Source organism: Variovorax paradoxus, from assembly GCF_009755665.1.
Taxonomy (GTDB): Bacteria; Pseudomonadota; Gammaproteobacteria; order Burkholderiales; family Burkholderiaceae_C; genus Variovorax; species Variovorax paradoxus_G.
The window spans coordinates 4,313,299-4,333,930 of sequence record NZ_CP046622.1 but is presented as its reverse complement, the minus strand read 5'-3'; the positions used below and the strand labels follow the sequence as shown (position 1 = coordinate 4,333,930).

19 protein-coding genes are annotated in these 20,632 nt (G+C 65.7%); 3 read left to right on the top strand and 16 right to left on the bottom strand.

The window, feature by feature from the left end; translation table 11 throughout:
• Window positions 1-14: 14 nt before the first annotated feature.
• The gene (locus GOQ09_RS20155; RefSeq protein WP_157615142.1) at window positions 15-239 is read left to right on the top strand and encodes an oxidoreductase-like domain-containing protein; all 225 of its coding nucleotides are present in this window, start codon (window positions 15-17) and stop codon (window positions 237-239) included.
• Window positions 240-244: 5 nt separating this feature from the next.
• Here GOQ09_RS20155 and GOQ09_RS20150 read toward each other — a convergent pair whose 3' ends face one another.
• From GOQ09_RS20150 to GOQ09_RS20115, 8 genes are all read right to left on the bottom strand, one after another.
• The gene (locus tag GOQ09_RS20150; protein ID WP_015866738.1) at window positions 245-721 is read right to left on the bottom strand and encodes a nucleoside deaminase; all 477 of its coding nucleotides are present in this window, start codon (window positions 719-721) and stop codon (window positions 245-247) included.
• A 10-nt stretch (window positions 722-731) separates the two neighbouring features.
• Window positions 732-1,502: an ABC transporter permease gene (locus GOQ09_RS20145; protein ID WP_124956406.1), complete on the bottom strand. Its 771-nt coding sequence runs from the start codon at window positions 1,500-1,502 to the stop codon at window positions 732-734.
• Window positions 1,503-1,511: 9 nt separating this feature from the next.
• A complete protein-coding gene (locus GOQ09_RS20140) occupies window positions 1,512-2,372 on the bottom strand; it encodes an ABC transporter ATP-binding protein (RefSeq protein ID WP_157615141.1) in 861 nt (286 codons plus the stop codon).
• Window positions 2,372-3,406 carry an ABC transporter substrate-binding protein gene (locus GOQ09_RS20135; protein ID WP_157615140.1) on the bottom strand — a complete coding sequence of 345 codons (1,035 nt, stop codon included), beginning with the start codon at window positions 3,404-3,406 and terminating at the stop codon, window positions 2,372-2,374. The genes GOQ09_RS20140 and GOQ09_RS20135 overlap by 1 nt, the downstream gene beginning before the upstream one ends.
• 234 nt (window positions 3,407-3,640) lie before the next feature.
• Window positions 3,641-4,642, bottom strand: a complete 1,002-nt coding sequence (locus GOQ09_RS20130) for a TRAP transporter substrate-binding protein (protein ID WP_157615139.1) — start codon at window positions 4,640-4,642, stop codon at window positions 3,641-3,643.
• 45 nt (window positions 4,643-4,687) lie between these two features.
• Window positions 4,688-5,953, bottom strand: a complete 1,266-nt coding sequence (locus tag GOQ09_RS20125) for a TRAP transporter large permease (RefSeq protein ID WP_157615138.1) — start codon at window positions 5,951-5,953, stop codon at window positions 4,688-4,690.
• A gap of 1 nt (window position 5,954) precedes the next feature.
• Window positions 5,955-6,569 carry a TRAP transporter small permease gene (locus tag GOQ09_RS20120; protein WP_165442108.1) on the bottom strand — a complete coding sequence of 205 codons (615 nt, stop codon included), beginning with the start codon at window positions 6,567-6,569 and terminating at the stop codon, window positions 5,955-5,957.
• A 217-nt stretch (window positions 6,570-6,786) separates the two neighbouring features.
• A complete protein-coding gene (locus tag GOQ09_RS20115) occupies window positions 6,787-9,090 on the bottom strand; it encodes an NADP-dependent malic enzyme (protein ID WP_157615137.1) in 2,304 nt (767 codons plus the stop codon).
• A gap of 241 nt (window positions 9,091-9,331) precedes the next feature.
• Between GOQ09_RS20115 and GOQ09_RS20110 the strand changes: the two genes are divergently transcribed.
• Window positions 9,332-10,672, top strand: a complete 1,341-nt coding sequence (locus GOQ09_RS20110; RefSeq protein ID WP_157615136.1) for an NAD(P)/FAD-dependent oxidoreductase — start codon at window positions 9,332-9,334, stop codon at window positions 10,670-10,672.
• A gap of 8 nt (window positions 10,673-10,680) precedes the next feature.
• On the opposite strand, the gene GOQ09_RS20105 is transcribed toward GOQ09_RS20110, so the two are convergent.
• From GOQ09_RS20105 to gcl, 3 genes are read right to left on the bottom strand one after another with little or no spacing between them, the layout of a single operon-like run.
• Complete coding sequence (locus GOQ09_RS20105; RefSeq protein ID WP_157615135.1) at window positions 10,681-11,589, bottom strand: 2-hydroxy-3-oxopropionate reductase; 909 nt, start codon at window positions 11,587-11,589, stop codon at window positions 10,681-10,683.
• A gap of 33 nt (window positions 11,590-11,622) precedes the next feature.
• On the bottom strand, window positions 11,623-12,408 hold the full coding sequence (gene hyi / locus GOQ09_RS20100; protein WP_157615134.1) for a hydroxypyruvate isomerase: 786 nt from the start codon (window positions 12,406-12,408) through the stop codon (window positions 11,623-11,625).
• 17 nt (window positions 12,409-12,425) lie between these two features.
• The gene (gene gcl / locus GOQ09_RS20095; RefSeq protein WP_157615133.1) at window positions 12,426-14,219 is read right to left on the bottom strand and encodes a glyoxylate carboligase; all 1,794 of its coding nucleotides are present in this window, start codon (window positions 14,217-14,219) and stop codon (window positions 12,426-12,428) included.
• A 113-nt stretch (window positions 14,220-14,332) separates the two neighbouring features.
• Between gcl and GOQ09_RS20090 the strand changes: the two genes are divergently transcribed.
• The gene (locus GOQ09_RS20090; RefSeq protein ID WP_157615132.1) at window positions 14,333-15,235 is read left to right on the top strand and encodes a LysR family transcriptional regulator; all 903 of its coding nucleotides are present in this window, start codon (window positions 14,333-14,335) and stop codon (window positions 15,233-15,235) included.
• A 23-nt stretch (window positions 15,236-15,258) separates the two neighbouring features.
• Here the strand turns inward: GOQ09_RS20090 and GOQ09_RS20085 are convergent, their stop codons facing one another.
• From GOQ09_RS20085 to GOQ09_RS20065, 5 genes are all read right to left on the bottom strand, one after another.
• Window positions 15,259-16,758: a carotenoid oxygenase family protein gene (locus GOQ09_RS20085; RefSeq protein WP_157615131.1), complete on the bottom strand. Its 1,500-nt coding sequence runs from the start codon at window positions 16,756-16,758 to the stop codon at window positions 15,259-15,261.
• Window positions 16,759-16,765: 7 nt separating this feature from the next.
• The gene (locus GOQ09_RS20080; protein ID WP_157615130.1) at window positions 16,766-17,203 is read right to left on the bottom strand and encodes a DUF2141 domain-containing protein; all 438 of its coding nucleotides are present in this window, start codon (window positions 17,201-17,203) and stop codon (window positions 16,766-16,768) included.
• A gap of 164 nt (window positions 17,204-17,367) precedes the next feature.
• Entirely contained in the window at window positions 17,368-18,459 is a 1,092-nt protein-coding gene (locus GOQ09_RS20075) for an AI-2E family transporter (protein ID WP_157615129.1), read from the bottom strand.
• A gap of 62 nt (window positions 18,460-18,521) precedes the next feature.
• The gene (locus GOQ09_RS20070) at window positions 18,522-19,229 is read right to left on the bottom strand and encodes a GntR family transcriptional regulator (protein WP_157615128.1); all 708 of its coding nucleotides are present in this window, start codon (window positions 19,227-19,229) and stop codon (window positions 18,522-18,524) included.
• A 5-nt stretch (window positions 19,230-19,234) separates the two neighbouring features.
• The gene (locus tag GOQ09_RS20065) at window positions 19,235-20,569 is read right to left on the bottom strand and encodes a C4-dicarboxylate transporter DctA (RefSeq protein ID WP_157615127.1); all 1,335 of its coding nucleotides are present in this window, start codon (window positions 20,567-20,569) and stop codon (window positions 19,235-19,237) included.
• Window positions 20,570-20,632: the final 63 nt, after the last annotated feature.

The following is a 20,632-nucleotide window of genomic DNA, read 5'->3' as shown; positions in this document are numbered from 1 at the left end:
ACCGCTGCCAGCACATGTCCTTCGCAGACAAAGACCTGCCCATTCCAGTCGACCTTGCCAGCGCCCAGGCGCTGATCGTGGCGGTTCAGAGCGAGGCGAGCGCGCAGCAAATCGCCCTGCGGGTGCCGCCGCCCGAGCCCACCACCTGCTGCGGGCGCGGCTGCAACGGCTGCGTGTGGGAAGGCTGGCTCGCCGCGATTGCGTATTGGCGCGACGAGGCGTCGCTGCTGCTGGTGTAGCGCGACTAACGCGCTTCCCAGAAGCCGCGGTGCGTGGCGATCATTTCTTCCGCCACTTCGGGCACCGGGCCAATCACCTCGATCTTCTTCTGTCCGCGCGCAAAAACTTCGCGGCAGGGAAGGCTCAGCGTGGGGTTCTCAGGATGGTCGCCCGTGAGCGCGAGCAACGCGCTTTCTTCCGCGCCGTAGACGATGCGGCCGATGTGGGCCCAGTAGCTGGTGCCTGCGCACATGGCGCAAGGCTCGAAGGTGGTGACCAGCGTGCATTGCCACAGGTAGTCCGCCGGCCAGTTCTGCGCGGCATGGCGCGCGAGCGTGGCTTCGGCGTGATTCACCGTGTCGATGTTGCCCTGCTCGGCGAGGATGGTCTCGCCGTCGGGCGCGACGAGCACGGCGCCGAAGGGGTGCCGGCCCATGGCCATGGCGCGGCGGGCCACCTCGTCGGCCCGGCGCAAGGCGCGGATGATCTGGTCGCGCGTCATCCGTGGTGCCTTATTGGTTTTGTGAACCGCGATGCGCCCAGCCGGTCGTGTGCTTCTCGATCACGCTGAAGAGTTCATACATCAGCATGGCCATGGCGCCCACCACCATCAGGCCCGCGAAGGCCAAGCCCATCTGCATGGCCGAGCCGGCTGAAATGAGCAGGTAACCGATGCCTTCATTGGCCGCCGTCATCTCGCTCACCGTGGTGCCGACGAAGGCCAGCGTGATCGCCACCTTGAGCGAGCCGAAGAAGTAGGGCATGGAGCGCGGCAGGCCGATCTTCATGAGCACGTCCCAGCGCTTGGCGCCGAGCACGCGCAGCACGTCTTCCAGCTCGGGCTCCAGCGTGGCGAGGCCGGTGGCAATGTTGACCATGATCGGGAAGAAGCTGATCAAGAAGGCCGTGAGAATGGCCGGCCCGACACCGATGCCGAACCACACCACCAGGATGGGCACGAAGGCCGCCTTGGGCAGCGCGTTGAAGGCCGTCATGAGCGGGTAGATCGCCGCATACGCGATGCGCGAACTGCCGATCACAAAGCCCAGCAGCACGCCCACCACAATGGCCAGGCCGAAGCCCGCCATCGTGACCCAGAAGGTGCGCCATGCATGGCCCGCGATGATTTCCTTGAATTCCCAGAACTGGTTCCAGATGCGCAGCGGGCTCGGAAAGATGAAGTCCGAAACGCCGAAGCCTGCGCAGATCACCTGCCACAGCAGGATCACCGCAACCAGCAGCAGCCAGGGCGACCAGCGTTCGATTTGCTTGGTGTTCTTCATGGCGCGCCTTCAGTGGGACACCGCGGCCGCTGTCTGCGCCGCGCTGATGCCCGTGTTTCGAATGGCGCCGATGTGCCCGCGCAGTTCCAGCACGATGTCGGTGAACTCCTTGGTGTAGGTGAGCTCCAGCTCGCGCGGACGCGGCAGCTCGATCTCGCGCTTGACCACGAAGCGGCCGGGGCTCTTGCTCATCACATACACGGTGTCGGCCAGGAACACCGATTCGCGCAGGTCGTGCGTCACCAGGATGACGTTGAACTGCTGCTCGGTCCAGAGGTCACGAAGAATGCACCAGAGCTCCTCGCGCGTGAAGGCGTCGAGCGCGCCGAAGGGCTCGTCGAGCAGCAGCATCTTGGGCTCGTGAATGAGCGCGCGGCAAATGCTTGCGCGCTGCTGCATGCCGCCCGAAAGCTGCCACGGAAACTTGTCTTCATAGCCCGCGAGGCCTACCTTCTGCAGCAGCTTGCGCGCGCGCTCGACGTATTCCTTGCGCTTGGCCTTGAAGCTGGAGCGATAGGGCTCGACGATTTCGAGCGGAAGCAGCACGTTGTCGACGGTGGTGCGCCACGGCAGCAGCGAAGGCGCCTGAAACGCCATGCCTGATATCTTGAGCGGCCCGGTCACGGACTGGCCGTCGATGCGGATCTTGCCCATCGACGGCATCTTGAGGCCCGTGGTGAGCTTCATGAAGGTCGACTTGCCGCAGCCCGAAGGCCCGACGATGGCAATGAACTCTCCCCGCTTCACCTTCAGGTCGATGGCCTCGACCGCGAAGTGATTGGCGCGCAGAAGCTCCTCGTTATAGGCGAGCCAGACGTCCTGAAAGTCGACGAAGGGTGCGGCGGCCTCGCTCGATGCGTCCGCTGGCATCACTTGCGCAGCACGCCGTTGAGCTCGGCTGCGGGCGGCAGCATCGCCGCGGTCCACACGGCGTCGGGGCTCACGCGGGTCTTGGTGTTGAACGCGTCCGACACTTGCGAGGCCATCAGCGACATGCGGCCCGCGTTCACGGCGCCGAAGCCTTCGCTGCGCGCATCGGCGCTGTTGATCACGGTGTCGATGGCCAGCTGCAGGCGGCGGGTTTCGAGCTTGCTGTCGATGATGCCGTCGCGCGCCTTTACGGATTCAATGGCCACGGCGGGGTTGGCGATGACTTCCTTCGCGCCCTTGGCAAAGGCCGAGAGGAATTTCTTCACTGCCTCGGGGTTCTCCTTGATGAGCTTGGGCGACGCGATGATCACGTTGCCGTAGAGCTTCACGCCGTAGTCGGGGTAGGGCAGCACGACGATGTCGGCGGCCTTGGCGCCGCGCGCCTCGAGGTTGAGCAGCGAGGTAAAGGTAAAGCCCGTGATCGCGTCGATGTCGCCGCGGATCAGCATGGTCTCGCGCAGCGTCGGGTCCATGGCGGTCCAGTTGACGGCGCCGATGTTGTTGGCCTTGGCAAAGATCGGGAACGCGCGGCGGCCCGCGTCGAATACCGGTGCGCCGAGCTTCTTGCCGGCCAGGTCGGCCGGCTTGGCGATGCCGCTCTTCTTGAGCGTCATGACCGAGGCCGGCGTGTTGTTGTAGACCATCATCACCGCGACCGGCTTGTTGGGGCTGTCGGGGTTGTTGGCGTGGAATTCCATCAGCGCCGCAAGGTCGGCAAAGCCCATTTCGTAGGCGCCCGAAGCCACGCGCGTCACAGTGCCGCCCGAGCCGTTGCCCGCGTCGATGGTCACGTCCAGGCCCGCAGCCTTGAAGTAGCCCTTGGCGGCCGGGTGCAGGAACAGCGCGGCCGGCCCTTCGAAGCGCCAGTCGAGCTGGAACTTGATCGGCGTCGTGGTCTGGGCAAGGGCCGAAGAAAGGCCGAAGCTGAGGGCCGAGGCGGCGAGGAAGGACTGGAGCAGTTGGCGCTTGTTCATGCGAAATCCGTTAGAGGTGAATGCTTCTGCATTCAAGCAAAAACGGTGCCCGCACGCGATTGGTGCGAACCCTCCCGATGAACTGCAGCGGTGCAAGCGTGGGGCGGCGGCGTGGCTGCGGCGCACCCGTTTTGTGAGTTCTCGCGAATTCCGGCCGAAAGAAGCTTGAAGCTCGAACCAATTTGGGGCGCCGGCTTGCCGGCCGGGCCGCGGGTTTCTGCCTCGCGCGCAGGCTCAGAGCGCGGCGCCGATCTTGCGCAGTTCGGCGATCTGCGGGGCCTTGGGCAGCCAGATCTTGTCGAACTCCGCAATGATCGGCGCGGGGTTGTAGCCGGCGTCGCTCTTGATGGTGATGCCGCTCGTCTTGAACTTGTCGATCAGGCCGAGCTCGGTGGTCACGATGTCCCTGATCTGCGCATCGAGCGACTGCTTCACCAGGTCGGTGATGAGCGACTTGTCCTTGGCGTCGAGCGTCTGCCAGATGCGCCCCGAGATCAGCGGCGCAAAGGGCATGAACAGCGCGTTCATCGGCAGCATGGTCTTGGCGACGCGGTCGAAGCGCTGGTTCCATGAAAACTCGATGTCCGCCTCCAGCCCGTCGACCTGTCCGTTCGACATGGCATCGAAAACAGCGGGCGTGGGAATCGGCGTGGGGGCGGCGCCGAGCAATTGATAGAAGTCGCGGTACACGGGCGTCGGGTTGATGCGCAGCTTCATGCCCTTGAGGTCGGTGGGCGTGGAGATGGGCTTGGTTGAAAACACCACCCGCATGCCGGTGATGCCCCAGCCCAGGCCGATGGTGCCGGTTTCGCGCGGCAGCACTTCCAGCAGCTTGAGCGCGGCCGGCGTGCGCACCAGCGAGGCCACGTTGGTGGTCGAGCGCACGAGGTACGGCGCGTTGATGGCCGCCACGCTGGAGACCCTCGAGCCGAGCTCGGCCGCCTGGATCCAGCCCATGTCCAGTGCGCCGGATTGCAGCTGCTGCATCATGGCCGATTCGTTGCCGAGCTGGCCCGAGTGGAACACCGTGGCGCTCAGGCGGCCATCGGTGGCCTTCTTGAGTGCTTCGCCGAAGCCCACCGCGGCGCGGTTCCACGAATGGCCGGCCGGCGTGATGAGGCCGAGGCGGAATTCCTTGGCGGCCGCTGCACGCGACACGGTGCTGAACAGGGCGGACGACGCGGCGGCGGTACCGGCGGCGGCCTGGACGACGAATTTGCGGCGGGAGAGGGACATGCGAGGCTCCGGTTGAGTGAAGGAAAAATGGGGCGCCTGTCTGGCTTACTTGAGCAAGGCCAGCGACAGGCTCGGAAAGAGCGACAGCAGCACCAGCGCCGCGCAGCAGATCAGGAAGAACGGCAGGGTGACGATGAACATCTTTCCCGGCTTGGCACCGGTAACGGCCGAAGCCACGAAGAAGCTCAGGCCCACGGGCGGCGTCATGAGCCCGAGCACGAGGTTGATCACCACCACCACGCCGAAGTGGCGCGGATCGATGCCGTAGATCTCGGTAGCGATGGGCAGCAGGATCGGCACGGTCATGATCAGCCCGGGAATCCCGTCGATCACGGTGCCGATCACCAGCAGGATCAGGTTCACCAGCAGCAGGAAGGCAATGGGGTCCTTCGCCACGGTCTGGATCCATGCGGCCGTGGCCTGCGGCACCTTGCCGTAGATCAGCAGCCACGAGAACACCGCGGCCGCAGCCACCAGGAAGAGCACCACCGCCGAGTAGATTGCCGACTTCAGCAGGATCTGCGGAATCATCGCGAAGCGGAATTCCTTGGTGACGTAGCGGCCGATCAGCACCGCGGCCACCGCGCCCACTGCGGCGGCCTCGGTCGGGTTGGCAAAGCCGCCGAGGATGGAGCCGACGATCACGATGGGGATCAGCAGCGTGGGGCAGGCCGTGAGCATGGTGTGCAGCCGCTGCCTGACGGTGCGCTTGGCGGTGCGCGGATAGTTGTAGACCAGGCCCATGCACGCAATCACGACGAAGAACGCCGCCGTGAGAATCACGCCGGGAATGATGCCGGCAATCAGCATGTCGCCAACCGCCACCTGCGCAAGCACGCTGTACACCACGAACATCACCGACGGCGGAATGATCGGCCCCAGCATGCCGCCGTACACCGTGATGCCCGCCGCAAAGGTCTTGTCGTAGCCCTGCTTCTCCATCTCGGGCACCATGATCTGGCTCATGATGGCCACCTGAGCCGTGGCCGAGCCGATGATCGAAGACACCAGCATGTTGGCCAGGATGTTCACGTAGGCGAGGCCGCCCTTCACCGAGCCGATGAAGGCCAGCGCCAGGTCGACCAGGCGCCTGGTGATGCCGCCGCCGTTCATGACCTCGCCGATCAGGATGAACAGCGGAATCGCGATGAGGCTGTAGCTGTCGACACCGCCGAACATCTGCACCGGAAACGACTGGAACAGCACCGTGTCGCCCGAGTTGAGGATGTACACGATGCCCGCAAGGCACAGGCAGGCGCCGATCGGCACGCCGACGAGCATGATCAACAGGAAGAATGCAGAGGTCAGCATGTCAGTTCACCGCGTCTGCGTTGGTCACATGAAACTCGGCGTGCGTGCGCCGCGGCTGCAGGCCGAGGTCTTCGACAAGGTTGGACAGCGCATGCAGGCTGAGCGTGGCCGAGAAGACCGGCAGGATCAGCTGGACGGCCCAGGTCGGCCAGTTCAGTGTCTGTGTGCGCTCGGTATAAAGAAAGTTGAAGGATTCGGCCGCGTATTCCTTCGCGTCGAAGCCGTAGCGCACGATGCCGACCGGGTCCATGTAGAGCCAGCACATCGCCAGCAGCGCCAGGCCCAGCAGCAGCACGCCGCCCGACGCAGCGGCCTTTGCAATGCGCGCCGCCTTTTCGCCGAGCTTGTCGGTGAGCAGCGTCACTGCAAAGTCCAGCCGCAGCCGCGTCATTGCCGAAGCGCCGACGAAGGTGAGCCACACCACGCAGTACACCGAGGCCTCGTCCACCCAGTAGAGCGGCACACCGCCGTAGCGCGTGACCACGTTCAGCAGCACCAGCACCATGAGCAGGCCCATCAGCCCGGAAAGGAGGCGGCGCTCCCAGCGCAGGACGAAGTCGGACGCGTCGAGCACCCGGCGGGAGAAGGTCCCGCGTTCCAGGGCGTGTTCTTCCATGTGAGAAGGGAGTGAAGGTTGAAGAAAGGCCGGAAGGCCGTGGTTATAAATATATTAATAAGATATTTAAGATATCCGATCAGGGTATTAGCAGATTGCATGCCAGCCGAAAAAATGATGAGCGGGCGGAAACGGTGCATGCGCGGTACCGCACCGCAATGAAAAACGCCCCGCTGCGTGCTGCAGCGGGGCGTCCGTTTGGTGAAGGCGGGGGCTGTTACTTCAGCGCGGTTGTCGCGTTCGCCACCGCCAGTGCCGTCATGTTGACCACGCGCCGCACGGTCGACGATGGCGTGAGCACATGGGCCGAGCCCGAGGCGCCCAGCAGGATGGGGCCCACCGTGATGCCGTTGGCGCCCGTCATCTTCAGTACGTTGTAGAGGATGTGCGCCGAATCGAGGTTCGGGCACACCAGCAGGTTGGCTTCGCCGGTGAGCGTGGTCTCGGGCAGCGCGACGCGGCGCACTTCTTCGGACAGCGCCGAGTCGCCGTGCATTTCGCCGTCGCACTCGATGTCGGGCGCCATCTGCGCGAACAGGTCGCGCGCAAGCCGCATCTTGCGCGCCGAGCCGCGGCTCGATGTGCCGTAGTTCGAATGCGAAAGAAAGGCCACCTTCGGCGGCAGCCCGAAGCGGCGCACCTCTTCGGCCGCCATCATCGCGATGCTGGCGAGCAGCTCGGCGCTCGGGTCCTCGTTCACGTTGGTGTCGGTAATGAACACCGTGCGCTTTTCGAGCGTGAGCGCGTTCAGCGTCGCAAAGCCCGGTGCGCCGCGCTTCAGGCCGATGAGGTTGCGGATGTGCTCCAGGTGCACGTCGAAGCGCCCGACCAACCCGCAGATCATGGCGTCGGCATCGCCCAGGTGCAGCATCAGCGCGGCAATGATGGTGTTGGAGCGGCGCACCATGGTCTTGGCGGCCTCCGGCGTCACGCCGCTGCGGCCCATGAGCTTGTGAAAGCTCTCCCAGTAGATGCGAAAGCGCGGATCGTCCTCGGGGTCGACGATTTCCACGTCGGTGCCCACGCGGATGTGCAGGCCGGCCTTCTTGATGCGCGCCTCGATCACCGCGGGGCGGCCGACCAGGATGGGTTGCGCAAGGCATTCGTCCACGGCCAGTTGCGCGGCGCGCAGCACGCGCTCGTCTTCGCCCTCGGCATAGGCCACGCGCTTGGCGGCGGCAATCTTGGCGGCGCTGAACACGGGGCGCATGAACATGCCGGTCTGGTAGACGAAGCGCGTCAGGTGCTGGCGGTAGGCGTCCATGTCCTCGATGGGCCGCGCGGCCACGCCCGATGCGTGCGCGGCTTTGGCCACGGCCGGCGCAATGCGCAGGATGAGGCGCGAATCGAAGGGCTTGGGAATGATGTAGTCGGGCCCGAACGACAGCTCTTGACCGGCATAGGCGGTTGCCACTTCTTCGCTGATGTCGGCCTTGGTGAGCTCGGCGATCTCGCGCACGCAGGCCAGCTTCATTTCTTCCGTGATCTTGCTGGCGCCGCAGTCAAGCGCGCCGCGGAAGATGTACGGAAAGCACAGCACGTTGTTGACCTGGTTCGGGTAGTCCGAACGGCCGGTGGCAATGATGCAGTCGGGCCGCACGGCCTTGGCAAGTTCGGGCCGGATCTCGGGTTCAGGGTTGGCCAGCGCCAGGATGATCGGCTGCGTGCCCATGGTCTTCACCATCTCGGCGCTCATCACGCCCGGGGCCGAGCAGCCGAGGAAAACGTCGGCGTCCTTCACCACGTCGGCCAGGGTGCGGGCGCCGGTGTCTTTTTGCGCATAGCGTGCCTTGGAGTCGTCGAAGCCGCCCGCGCGGCCCATGTAGATCAGGCCCTTGGAGTCACAGGCGTAGATGTTGGCGGGCTTGGCGCCCAGCCCCACCATCACGTCGAGGCAGGCAATGGCGGCCGCGCCGGCACCCGAAACAGCGATCTTCACGTCTTCGATCTTCTTGCCGACCAGCTCGAGCCCGTTGATCAGCGCCGCGGCCGAGATGATGGCCGTGCCGTGCTGGTCGTCGTGGAACACCGGAATGTTCATGCGCTCGCGCAGCTTCTTCTCGATGTAGAAGCACTCGGGCGCCTTGATGTCCTCGAGGTTGATGCCGCCCAGCGTGGGCTCCAGCGCCGCGATGATGTCGACCAGCTTGTCGGGATCGGTTTCGGCCAGTTCGATGTCGAACACGTCGATGCCGGCGAACTTCTTGAACAGGCAGCCCTTGCCCTCCATGACCGGCTTGGCGGCCAGCGGGCCGATGTTGCCCAGGCCCAGCACCGCGGTGCCGTTGGTGACCACGCCCACCAGGTTGCCGCGCGCGGTGAAGTCGGCGGCCAGCGACGGGTCGGCCGCGATGTCGAGGCAGGGATAGGCCACGCCGGGCGAATAGGCCAGCGACAGGTCGCGCTGGTTCAGGAGGGGCTTGGTCGGCGTGATGGAAATCTTGCCCTTGACGGGCGAGCGGTGGTATTCGCGCGCTGCATCGCGAAGAGCTTCTTCTGCGGGGGAGAGGGGTGCAGCCATGAAATGTCTCCTTGTTTCGGACGGGAAATGAGGCTACCGCAAAAGCATGGCTTGTTCCCAAAGGGGAAATGCCGAAATCGCCTGAACCCATAGCCTGCGCGGAACCGAAGCGCCGGTTCGCTAAACTCCGAAAGTGTTAGCCAAGGGCAACCAAGGTTAAACAAGGCAATGCAAAGCCGTGCAGCCCAGGCGGCCGGCCACCGTCAATCAAGACATACAAAGACAACGAAGAGGGCAGCGCATGACACCCGGAGCTTTCACCACCACCGACCCCGACGTCGTAGTCATCGGCGGCGGGCCTTCGGGCTCCACCGTGGCGGCGCTGCTCGCGGACAAGGGGCATGACGTGGTGCTGATCGAGAAGGCGCAGCATCCGCGCTTTCACATCGGCGAATCGCTGCTCCCCATGAACATGCCGCTGTTCGACCGGCTGGGCGTGCGCACCGAGGTCGAGGCGATCGGCATCAAGAAGCACGGCGCCGAGTTTGTCTCGCCCTGGCACGACCACTCGAGCCACTTCGACTTCGGCGAGGCAATGGACAAGAGCTTTCCGTACGCCGTGCACGTGCGCCGCTCCGAGTTCGACGAACTGCTGTTCCGCCACGCCGGCAAGCTCGGCGCGCGCACCTTCGAAGGCCAGCGGGTTACCGGTGTCGACATGGACGCCGGCAAGGGCACGGCGGACAACCGCCCGCTGGTGAAGGTCAAGGCCGACGACGGCACCGAAACCCAGTGGCGCCCGCGCTTCGTCATCGATGCGAGCGGCCGCGACACGCTGCTGTCGAGCCAGTTCGACGCCAAGCAGCGCAACCGCAAGCACGCAAGCGCCGCGCTCTACGGCCACTTTGCCAACGCGGAGCGCCGCCCCGGCCGCTTCGAGGGCAACATCTCGCTCTTCTGGTTCGACCACGGCTGGTTCTGGTACATCCCGCTGAAGGACGGCACCGTGAGCGTCGGCGCCGTGGCCTCGCCTGCGTACTTCAAGGGCCGCCAGGGCAAGTCGCTCGAAGACTTCCTGATGGAGACGATTGCGCTTGCGCCCAAGCTGGCCGCGCGCCTGAAGAACGCCACGCTGATGGAAGGCGCCACCGCCACTGGCAACTACGCCTACGACTCCAAGTTCTGCCGCGGCGACCGCTTCATGATGGTGGGCGATGCCTACGCCTTCGTCGACCCGATGTTCTCTTCGGGCGTGTACCTGGCGATGAACAGCGGCTTCGAGGCCGCCAAGGCGGCGGACCTGTGGCTCAGGGGCGAGGCGAAGGAGGCCGAGAAAGCCTTCCGCCACTACGAGAAGGTGATGAAGCGCGGACCGAAGATGTTCTCGTGGTTCATCTACCGCATCACTTCGCCGGCCATTCGGCGGCTGTTCATGGCGCCGCGCAACATCTGGCGCATGCAGGAGGCGCTTCTGTCCATATTGGCAGGCGACCTGTTCCGCGACACGCCCATCGGCCCTCGCTTCTGGGGCTTCAAGGTGACGTACTACGCCTCGTGCATCGGCATCCTGCCGCAGGCCGTGAAGACCTGGGCATGGCGCCGGCGCAACCTCAAGGAATCCCTGGACGCTGCAAAGACCTGAGCCCAGGCTCAGTCCGGCGTGACGGTGTGCTGGGCGAGCGCCTCGAGCGCGCGCACCAGTGCGGAGTGGTCCTGCTGGCCGTGGCCGAGGGCCGCGCAGGCGTTCATCAGTTGCGCCGCGCCCGCCGTCTGCGGCAGGGCCACACCCAGGGCCCGCGCACTCTGCAGCGCCAGGTTCAGGTCTTTCTGGTGCAGCGAGATGCGGAACCCCGGCGCAAAGGTGCGCTTGATCATGCGCTCGCCATGCACTTCGAGAATGCGCGAACTGGCAAAGCCGCCCATCAGCGCCTGGCGCACCTTGGCCGGATCGGCGCCCGCCTTGGAGGCGAACAGCAGCGCCTCGCCCACGGCCGCGATGTTCAGCGCCACGATGATCTGGTTGGCCACCTTGCAGACCTGGCCGTCGCCCACGTTGCCGACCAGCGTGACGTTCTTGCCCATCTTCTCGAGCAGTGGCCGCACCTGGCCGAAGGTGCCTTCGTCGCCGCCGCACATGATGGTGAGGCTCGCGGCCTTGGCGCCCACTTCACCGCCGGAAACCGGCGCGTCGATATAACCGCAGCCGAGCGCGAGGATGCGTTTGGCAAAACCCTTGGTGGCAATCGGATCGATGGAGCTGCAGTCGACCACGATCTTGCCGCGCGAATCCTTCAGGCCTTCGGCCACGCCCTGCGTGCCCGGCTCGCCGAACAGCACCTTCTCCACGTCGGGCGTGTCGGGCACCATGATGAAGATCACGTCGGCCTGGCGCGCCACGTCGGCGGCCGAGGCGCAGATGGTCGCCTTGGAGATGAAAGGCTCGGGGGTGTTGCCCTGGGTGTTCACGAACAGCTGGTAGCCCGCGTCCAGCAGATGGCCCGCCATGGGCGCGCCCATGATGCCGAGGCCGATGAATCCGATTTTTTGAGATTGCGACATGTCTTCAGTTTCCTTGGATGCTGTTGTCTGGGTTCACTTTTGCTGGGTCAGGGCCTGCCGCCATCCGAGGCCGTCGACGGTGTCGCTGCGCGGCTTGTATTCGCAGCCGATCCAGCCGTCGTAGCCGATCGAATCGATGTGCCTGAAGAGCCACGGGTAGTTGATTTCGCCCGTGCCCGGTTCGCCGCGCCCGGGGTTGTCGGCCAGCTGGATGTGGCCGATGCGCGCGAGATTCTTCGACAGCGTATTGCCGAGCTCGCCTTCCATGCGCTGCGCGTGATAGATGTCGTACTGCACCCGCAGGTTGGAAGAGCCCACCTCGTCGATCAGCGCCAGCGCCTGGTCGGTGCGCGTGAGAAAGAAGCCCGGAATGTCGAAGGTGTTGATCGGCTCGATCAAGAGCCGGAGACCTGCCGCCTCGAGCTCGCCGGCGGCAAGGCGCAGGTTCTCGACCACGGTCTTGTGCGCGGCATCGGTGCTCACGCCGGCCGGCACCTTGCCGACCAGGCAGTTGAGCTGCGGGCAGCCCAGGGCCGTGGCGTAGTCGATGGCCATGGCAATGCCTTCGCGGAATTCGCCGGTGCGGTCGGGGTGGCAGGCAATGCCGCGCTCGCCCTTGTCCCAGTCGCCGGCGGGCAGGTTGTGCAGCACCTGCTGCAAACCGTTGGCCCGCAGCGCGGCAGTGAGTTCCTTCTTTTCGAAGGGGTAGGGAAACAGGTATTCCACCGCCTCGAAGCCCGCCTTGGCGGCGGCCTCGAAGCGCTGCATGAACGGCAGCTCGGTAAAGAGCATCGTGAGATTGGCTGCAAACTTGGGCATGGTGCGTGTCTCCTTGCTCAGTCCAGCATCTCGGCCGCAACTGCCGTCGGTGCATCGGCCGGGTGTTCGGCCAGGGGCTCGAACTCGGTGATGTTGTCGATTTCGGTGCCCATTGCGATGTTGGTCACGCGCTCGAGCATCACCTCGATGACGACCGGTACGCTGAACTCGGCCATCAGCGCTTCGGCGCGCTGAATGGCCGGTGCGATCTCTTCCTGCTTGTTGACGCGAATCGCCTTACAGCCCAGGCCCTCGACCACTTTCAGGTGATCCACGCCGTAGCTGCTCTCGATGCCCGCATCGGGCCCCGCGTTGATGTTGTCGAACGCGAGCTGCACGCAGTAGTCCATCTCGAAACCGCGCTGCGCCTGGCGGATGAGGCCGAGGTACGAGTTGTTGACCACGATGTGGATGTAAGGCAGCTTGAACTGCGCGCCCACCGCCAACTCTTCGATCATGAACTGGAAGTCGTAGTCGCCCGAGAGCGCGACGATCTTGCGCGACGGGTCTGCGGCGCGCACGCCCAGTGCGGCGGGAATGGTCCAGCCCAGCGGGCCGGCCTGGCCGCAGTTGATCCAGTGGCGCGGGTTGTACACATGCAGGAACTGCGCAGCCGCGATCTGCGAGAGCCCGATGGTGCTCACGTAGCACGTGTCGTTGCTGAAGTTGTTGTTCATGCACTGGTACACGCGCTGCGGCTTCATCGGCACGTCATCGAAGTTGGTCTTGCGCAGCATGGTCTTCTTGCGCTCGATGCAATCCTTTGCCCATTGCCGGCGCTCGGGCAGCTTGCCCGCGGCCTTCATCTCCTCGGCCACGGCCACGAACTGCTCGAGCGCGGCCTTGGCGTCAGACACGATGCCGAAGTCGGGCGTGAACACGCGGCCGATCTGCGTGGGTTCGATGTCCACGTGCACGAATTTGCGGCCCTTGGTGTACACATCGACCGAACCCGTGTGCCGGTTGGCCCAGCGGTTGCCAATGCCGAGCACGAAGTCGCTGGCGAGCATGGTCGCGTTGCCGTAGCGGTGGCTGGTCTGCAGGCCGCACATGCCGGCCATCAGCGGATGGTCGTCGGGAATCGAGCCCCAGCCCATCAGCGTGGGAATCACCGGAACGCCGGTGATCTCGGCAAAGCGCACCAGCAGGTCGGACGCATCGGCGTTGATGATGCCGCCACCGGCCACGATCAGCGGGCGCTCGGCCGCGTTGAGCATGCCGATGGCCTTTTCGATCTGCGCCCGCGTGGCGGCGGGCTTGTAAGGCAGGAGCGGCTGGTAGGCATCGATGTCGAACTCGATCTCCGCCATCTGCACGTCGAAGGGCAGGTCGACCAGCACCGGGCCGGGCCGGCCCGAGCGCATCAGGTGAAAGGCCTGCTGGAACACCTGCGGCACCTGGCCCGGCTCACGCACGGTCACGGACCATTTGGTGACCGGTTTGGAGATCGACTCGATGTCGACCGCCTGGAAGTCTTCCTTGTAGAGCCGTGCGCGGGGCGCCTGGCCGGTAATGCAAAGGATGGGAATCGAATCGGCCCAGGCCGAATACAGGCCCGTGATCATGTCGGTGCCCGCCGGCCCCGAGGTGCCGATGCACACGCCGATGTTGCCCGCCACGGCACGGGTGTAGCCCTCGGCCATGTGCGAAGCGCCCTCGACGTGGCGCGCGAGGATGTGCGAAATGCTCCCGCGCTGGCGCAGCGCCGAATACATCGGGTTGATGGCCGCGCCGGGCACGCCGAAGGCCTGCGTCACGCCTTCTTTTTCCATCACCAGTACTGCGGCCTGAACCGCTTTCATCTTTGCCATTTGAACTGTCTCCTTGAGTGGAGCCCACTGTAGGAAGCACAGGCCATTCGAAGAAGACGGCTGCGGACCATAAAGCCTATTCCGGATTGGAATAAGTGATTACGATGCCGGGCATGGACAGATTGTTGGCAATGGAAATGTTCGTGCGCGTGGTCGAGACCGGCAGCTTCTCGAAAGCGGCGCTCGAGTTCCACACCACGCAGCCCACCGTCACCAAGCAGGTTGCGGCCACCGAGGCGCGCCTGAAGGTGCGGCTGCTCAACCGCAACACGCGCGGCGTGAGCCTCACCGAACCTGGCGCGCTCTATTACGAGAAGTGCAAGAACATCGTGCGCGAGTCCGAGGAGGCCGAAAGCATCGTGCAGCTGCGGCAGAACCAGGCCCAGGGCCTCTTGCGCGTGGGCACCTCGGTGGCCTTCGGGCGGCGGGTGGTGGTGCCGCTGGCGCTCGAGTACATGCGCCGGCATCCGCAGGTGCAGCTCGACCTGAGCTTCGAGGACCGCTATGTCGACCTGATTGCCCAGGGCATCGATGTGGCCATTCGCATGGGCAAGCTGGCCGATTCGTCGCTGGGTGCACGCTACCTTGGCACCAACCCCTGGGCCATGGTGGCGGCGCCGGGCTACCTGAAGAAGCACGGCACGCCCAAGCGCGCGCAGGACCTGAGCGCGCACGTGGCGCTCATCTACAGCAGCGTGGTGGGCGACGAGTTCTGGCGCATGCACACGCCCAAGGGCGATCCGGTGACGGTGCCGGTCTCCGGGCGCTTCCGCTCGAACAACCTTTCCGCGGTGTTGGCCGCGGCGCGCGACGGCCTGGGCATTGCGCTCATGCCGCGCTACGTGGCGAGCGAATCGCTGGCCTCGGGCAAGGTGATCGAAGTGCTCGGCGACCATGCGTTGCCCGAGCAGGAAATCCACGCCGTCTTTCCCTCGCCCAAGCTGGTGCCGGGCAAGGTGTCGGGCTTCGTGGCCTTCCTGCAGGGGTGGTTTGCCGAAGGGTGGTGGGGCGGCTGACCGCGCCCGACGTCTTCATCTCATCAAGCCGGCACGAACGCCCCGTGCAGGCCCAGCGGCAGCGTGTAGGGCAGCGTGGCCTGCGCCACCGGGCCCGCCGCTAACTGATCGGCCGCAAAGCACGAGAGCAGCGTCTTCTGCTGCCCGAAGTCGAGCACGGTGCCCAGAACCCATCCCGGCTTGGCGCCATCCGGAACGAAGATGTGCTCTTCCACGATCGCCTGCCTGCCGTAGGTGTAGCGCTGGCTGCGGCCGGTCTCCACGTTGGTGCGCGCCACCGCGGCAAAGCCGGGGCGGTCCGGCATGCCTTGTGTTGCGTGGATCAGGTGGCGGTGGCGCAGGCCGACGCGGCGCGGATCGATGCGCGGAAACTCGGCGTCGAGCGCCAGTGCGTTCTGGCTGGCACGCCCGGTGCGCAGGTTCAACGTGGCGACTGTCAGGTGCGGGTCGGCGCGCTTCACCCAGCGCCCGCGCATCACCTCGCGGTTGCTGGTGAACACCGGGTCGGGGTTGTCCGAGCGCATGTAGTCGATGTGGATCAGCGTGCCGCCGGGCGTGTCTTCTTCCCAGGCGTTGCCCGCGTGAAAGAGAAAACCGGCCGGCAGCGTCAATAGCTGGCGGCGGTCCCAGTCTTTCTTGTCGACCACCATCACGCGCATCCCGAGCTCGGGCCGCCAGACATGCGCATCGAGAAAGCTCGCACCGGCTTCCTTGCGCTTGCCGTCGTACACCAGCGGCGGCATCAGAAAGACCAGGTGGCGCTCGGTCACCGCAAAGTCGTGAATCATCGGCAGGTCGGCCACCGGCGTCGCACTTGCGCGGCGCAACGCGCCGTCGGGCGCGATCTCGTACAGCGCCAGCATGCTCTGGCCCGCGCTCACGCCGAAGTTCCACACCGTGCCGTCGGGATCCACTCTGGGGTGGGCTGAAAAGGGCATGCCCGCGAAGTCGGGGCGCCAGGTTTTCACGCCCAGCGTTTCCAGCGTGCGCGCGTCCAGCCGCGTGGCCGAACCGCCTTCCCACAGCGCCAGCACCTCGCCCTGCATCGGCAGCACGTTGATGTTGGCCACGTTGATGCTGTCCGGCGAGGTCGGCGGTTCGGCGCCCGGCGGCATGGTGCCGAAGCCCTCGGCCAGGCGGCGGCCGGCCCGCACTTCGGCCGTGCGCTTGGGCGTGGCGACATAGCGGCCCTGATGCCGCACGTCGCTGCCTTCGATCGTGAAGCGATGCACCATGCCGTCGCCGTCGAACCAGTGGCGGTAGCGCTCGCCGCCCAGGTCGTGCCCCGCGGGGCCGTTGCGAAACAGCGTGCCGGCGACCGCATCGGGGAAGCGCCCGCGCACCTTGGCGCGGGTGAGCGGCAGGTCGCCGGGCGGCGTGGCGAAGCCCGATTTCCAGGGCGTGCCGGCGGCTTCGAATTCGGTTTGCCAATCGTCGGCACCGCTGGTGGCGCGCGCCAGGGCAGGCAGCAGGGGCAGGGCGCCGGCCGTTGCCAGCAGGCGCAGAAGTTCGCGTCGTTCCATGTGAACCTCAGCGCAGGTGAATGACGGTCTGCACGTCGGTTTCGACGTTGAGCGCGGCGGCTTCGAAATCGGGCGCGCCGCGGTTGCCCTTGGCGTCGTTCGAGAAGCCGTAGCGCTCGATGGGCATGCCCACGGGGTTGGTGTCGAGCTTGCCGTTGCCGTTTTCGTCGGCGAACACGCGCAGTGCGTAGCGTCCGGGTACCAGCCCGGTGAACCGGAGCTGGGCCGCGCCGCCGCGCAAGGGCGTGGTCTGGGCGGCGAGCGACTTGCTGCCGGCAAAGCCCGCGGCGCTGTCGTACAGCGCCACGTAGAGTGTGGCTTCGGCGGCGGGTCCGTCGGTCACGCTCAGGTTCAGGTCGGCGGCAAGCGCGCCCAGCGGCGCAAGAAGTATGGCGCCGCACAGGATGTGTGCGCCCGGCCGGGGCAGGAGGGAAAGAAAGTGCATTGGGAGACCTCGTCTTGGAAGTTGGAGGTCCCGACGATCCCGCAGGCGCCGTGCGCTGCCCAGCGGCATGCGACGAAATGCAAAAACGCCCGCGTCAAATGCACGCTGCAGGCGCAAGGCGCGCCCGCATCAGCCGCTCCAGGCTGGCGGCGGTGCGGCGTGGTTCAGCTGTTCTTCTTGTCGTCGCCCGCGTCGGCGGACGGGTTTTCCCACTGGCCCGATTCCACGAACAGGCTCCATGCCGCCATGAAGAGCGCGGCAATCACCGGGCCGACCACGAAGCCGTTGATGCCGAAGATCGCCATGCCGCCGATGGTCGACATCAGCACGATGTAGTCGGGCATCTGCGTGTCCTTGCCCACCAGCACGGGGCGCAGGATGTTGTCGACCAGCCCGATCACGAACACGCCCACGAAGATCAGGATGCCACCCTGCCAGAAGTGGCCCGTGGCAAGGAAGTAGATGGCCACCGGCCCCCAGATGAGCGCCGCGCCCACGGCCGGCAGCAGCGAGAGAAACGCCATCAGCACCGCCCACAGCAGTGCGCCCTGCACGCCCAGCAGCCAGAACGCCAGTCCGCCGATGGCGCCCTGCGCAATGGCCACCGCCACGTTGCCCTTCACGGTGGCGCGGATCACGGTGGTGAACTTGTTGAGCAGGTAGTGCGTGTGCGGCTTGGCAAGCGGTACTGCTTCGCGCATGGTCTTGGAAAGCGCCGAGCCGTCGCGCACCAGGAAGTACAGCAGGTACAGCATCACGAAGAAGCTGATGAGGAAGTCGAAGGTGTTCTGTCCAATGGTGAGCGCCTGGCCGGCGATGAGCTGGCTGCCCTGCGCCGCGCCGGCGGAGATGCGTTCCTGCCATGCTTCCATGTCGCCCAGGTTGAAGCGGTCGAAGATGCTCATCAGCCATTGCGGCATGGCGTTGAGGATCTGCTGGAAGTAGGCCGCGAAGTTGATCTGCCCCGAGCGGATGCTCTGCGTGACCTGCACGATCTCCTGCACCAGCGACACCCCGACCATGGCCAGCGGAAGAATCACGATGAACAGGCAGATGACCAGAGTCGACAGTGCCGCGACATTGCGCTTGCCCGGCATTTTCTTGAGCAGCCACTTGTAGAGCGGCGTGAACAGGATGGCCAGCGCCACCCCCCACAGCACCGCGCCGAAGAAGGGCACCAGCACCCAGAGAAAGGCGACCGTGACGATGGCAAGCAGGGCGAGGAATACGCCGCGCTGGAGTTGGGGTGAGTTCATATGTGACTCGGACTGTAGCCGAGCCTGAACGCACGTTCGTGTCGGTCGAAATGCCTAGTCGGCTAGCGCCTTGCGCGCGGCAGCGCCACCGGCGACAGGGTGGCGCGCAGGCGGGCCGGCGCGTCGGGCCCGGCGGTGGTGTCTACCTCCAGCGAGCGTTCGACATTGCCGATGTGGTCGATCATCAGCTTGCGCGCCGTGGCGGTGTCGCCGGCCTCCAGCGCGGCGACGATGGCGCCGTGCTCCGCGCAGGACTGCCCGGCTTCGTGCTTCGATTGGTAGAGCGTGGCCGCCAGCGTGGTGCGGGCCGTGAGGTCGCGCAGCACGTCGACCAGCAGCTGGTGCCCCATCTGCTCGGCCAGGCACACGTGAAAGTCGGCCAGCAGGAAGGCGCGCGTGGCGGCGTCGGCCCCTTCGATGGCGCGCTGCTCGTCGGCAATGTGGTCGCGCAGCTTGCGTATGGCTTTTTGCAGCGGCCGGCCCTCGATTTCGGCCAGGATGCCCGCCTCCACGATGCGGCGTGCCGAAAAAGCGTCACGCGCTTCCTCGGCCGAGGGCTCCACCACGTACCAGCCGCGGCGCGACTGCACCTCGACGAAGCCGCGCGCCTGCAGCTGCATGAGCGCCTCGCGCACCATGGTCCGGCTGACCGCGAAGTTCTCGGCCAGCGCCTGTTCGCCGAGCCGCTCGCCCGGCGCGAGCTTCTGCGCCAGGATGGCCTCGACCACCCGTTCGGCAATGGAGGTGGGATTGACGTTGTCGGCAGCCATCGGTTTCAGTGGCTGCCGGCGCCCGCGCCCAGGGGTGCCGCAGGCAGTTCGGGTTCGGCCAGCGGTTCGTCGTCGGGGGTGTAGGTGCCGTCGAGCACGGCGTGGGCCCGCTGGCGGTCGATGTCGCCCTCCCAGGCCGCCACTGCCACCGTGGCCACGCAGTTGCCGATCAGGTTGCCCAGCGCGCGGGCAATGCCCATGAACCAGTCGACCGAGAGCACCAGCACCAGCCCGATGGCCGGGATGGCCGGAATCGCGTGCAGCGTGGCGGCCAGCACCACGATGGCCGAGCCCGGCACGCCATGCGCGCCCTTGGACGTGACCAGCGCAATGGCCAGGATGGTCAGCAGGTCGGCCATCGAGATCGGCGTGTTGGTGGCCTGCGCAATGAACACCGCCGCAAGCGTGATGTAGATCGAAAAGGCGTCGAGGTTGAACGAGTAGCCGGTGGGAATCACCAGGCCCACCGTCGAATCGCGAATGCCCATGCGGCGCAGCTTGGCCATGATCTGCGGCAGCACGCTGTCCGACGAGGTGGTGGCAAACACGATGGCGAGTTCTTCGCGCAGGTAGCGCAGCAGCTTCCACAAACTGAAGCCCGACATGCGCATCACCAGCCCCAGCACCACGAAGACGAAGATCAGCACTGCGCCATAGAAAAGGGCGACCAGCATGCCCAGCTGCTTGAGCGAGCCGATGCCGTACTTGCCCACGGTGAAGGCAATGGCGCCCAGCACGCCCAGCGGCGCCAGCTTGATGATGATGCCCATGATCTTGAACAGCACCAGCGACAGCGAGTCCACCACCGCGCTCACCGGCTTGCCGCGCTCGCCCAGCAAAGACAGCGCGCAGCCGAACAGCACCGCGAACAGCAGCACCTGCAGCACGTCGCCGGTGGCAAAGGCGGCAACCACCGTGGTGGGAATCAGCTTCATCAAGAACTCGACCGTGCCGCCGCTGGTGAGCTTGTCGGCGTTCGAGGCGTAGGCGCTCAAGGCGGCGGCGTCGAGCTTGCCCGGGTCCACGTTCATGCCCACGCCCGGCTCGAACACAAAGGCCAGCACCAGCCCCATGGCCAGTGCAATGGTGGTCAGCACCTCGAAGTAGATCAGCGCCTTCACGCCGACCCGGCCCACGCGCTTCAGGTCGCCTGCGCCCGCGATGCCGTGCACCACCACGCAGAACACCAGCACCGGGATGATCATCTTGATCAGCTTGATGAAGCCGTCGCCGAGCGGCTTGAGCTTGACGGCGAACTCCGGCACAAAGAGGCCGGCCAGCACGCCGAGCACCAGCGCGATAACGACCTGACCGAAGAGGGATTTGACGAAGCGGGGCATGGAGAAACCTTCCAGCGGGTTGAATGCAAGATCGAGGGAATCTTGTATGCAAGCAATGTAGGC

What these genes read in the sequence shown, in the direction of transcription:
- GOQ09_RS20155 (WP_157615142.1), top strand. Translation starts at nt 15, where the DNA reads ATGTCCTTCGCAGACAAAGACCTGCCCATTCCAGTCGACCTTGCCAGC.
- GOQ09_RS20150 (WP_015866738.1), bottom strand. Translation starts at nt 721, where the DNA reads ATGACGCGCGACCAGATCATCCGCGCCTTGCGCCGGGCCGACGAGGTG.
- GOQ09_RS20145 (WP_124956406.1), bottom strand. Translation starts at nt 1,502, where the DNA reads ATGAAGAACACCAAGCAAATCGAACGCTGGTCGCCCTGGCTGCTGCTG.
- GOQ09_RS20140 (WP_157615141.1), bottom strand. Translation starts at nt 2,372, where the DNA reads ATGCCAGCGGACGCATCGAGCGAGGCCGCCGCACCCTTCGTCGACTTT.
- GOQ09_RS20135 (WP_157615140.1), bottom strand. Translation starts at nt 3,406, where the DNA reads ATGAACAAGCGCCAACTGCTCCAGTCCTTCCTCGCCGCCTCGGCCCTC.
- GOQ09_RS20130 (WP_157615139.1), bottom strand. Translation starts at nt 4,642, where the DNA reads ATGTCCCTCTCCCGCCGCAAATTCGTCGTCCAGGCCGCCGCCGGTACC.
- GOQ09_RS20125 (WP_157615138.1), bottom strand. Translation starts at nt 5,953, where the DNA reads ATGCTGACCTCTGCATTCTTCCTGTTGATCATGCTCGTCGGCGTGCCG.
- GOQ09_RS20120 (WP_165442108.1), bottom strand. Translation starts at nt 6,569, where the DNA reads ATGGAAGAACACGCCCTGGAACGCGGGACCTTCTCCCGCCGGGTGCTC.
- GOQ09_RS20115 (WP_157615137.1), bottom strand. Translation starts at nt 9,090, where the DNA reads ATGGCTGCACCCCTCTCCCCCGCAGAAGAAGCTCTTCGCGATGCAGCG.
- GOQ09_RS20110 (WP_157615136.1), top strand. Translation starts at nt 9,332, where the DNA reads ATGACACCCGGAGCTTTCACCACCACCGACCCCGACGTCGTAGTCATC.
- GOQ09_RS20105 (WP_157615135.1), bottom strand. Translation starts at nt 11,589, where the DNA reads ATGTCGCAATCTCAAAAAATCGGATTCATCGGCCTCGGCATCATGGGC.
- hyi (WP_157615134.1), bottom strand. Translation starts at nt 12,408, where the DNA reads ATGCCCAAGTTTGCAGCCAATCTCACGATGCTCTTTACCGAGCTGCCG.
- gcl (WP_157615133.1), bottom strand. Translation starts at nt 14,219, where the DNA reads ATGGCAAAGATGAAAGCGGTTCAGGCCGCAGTACTGGTGATGGAAAAA.
- GOQ09_RS20090 (WP_157615132.1), top strand. Translation starts at nt 14,333, where the DNA reads ATGGACAGATTGTTGGCAATGGAAATGTTCGTGCGCGTGGTCGAGACC.
- GOQ09_RS20085 (WP_157615131.1), bottom strand. Translation starts at nt 16,758, where the DNA reads ATGGAACGACGCGAACTTCTGCGCCTGCTGGCAACGGCCGGCGCCCTG.
- GOQ09_RS20080 (WP_157615130.1), bottom strand. Translation starts at nt 17,203, where the DNA reads ATGCACTTTCTTTCCCTCCTGCCCCGGCCGGGCGCACACATCCTGTGC.
- GOQ09_RS20075 (WP_157615129.1), bottom strand. Translation starts at nt 18,459, where the DNA reads ATGAACTCACCCCAACTCCAGCGCGGCGTATTCCTCGCCCTGCTTGCC.
- GOQ09_RS20070 (WP_157615128.1), bottom strand. Translation starts at nt 19,229, where the DNA reads ATGGCTGCCGACAACGTCAATCCCACCTCCATTGCCGAACGGGTGGTC.
- GOQ09_RS20065 (WP_157615127.1), bottom strand. Translation starts at nt 20,569, where the DNA reads ATGCCCCGCTTCGTCAAATCCCTCTTCGGTCAGGTCGTTATCGCGCTG.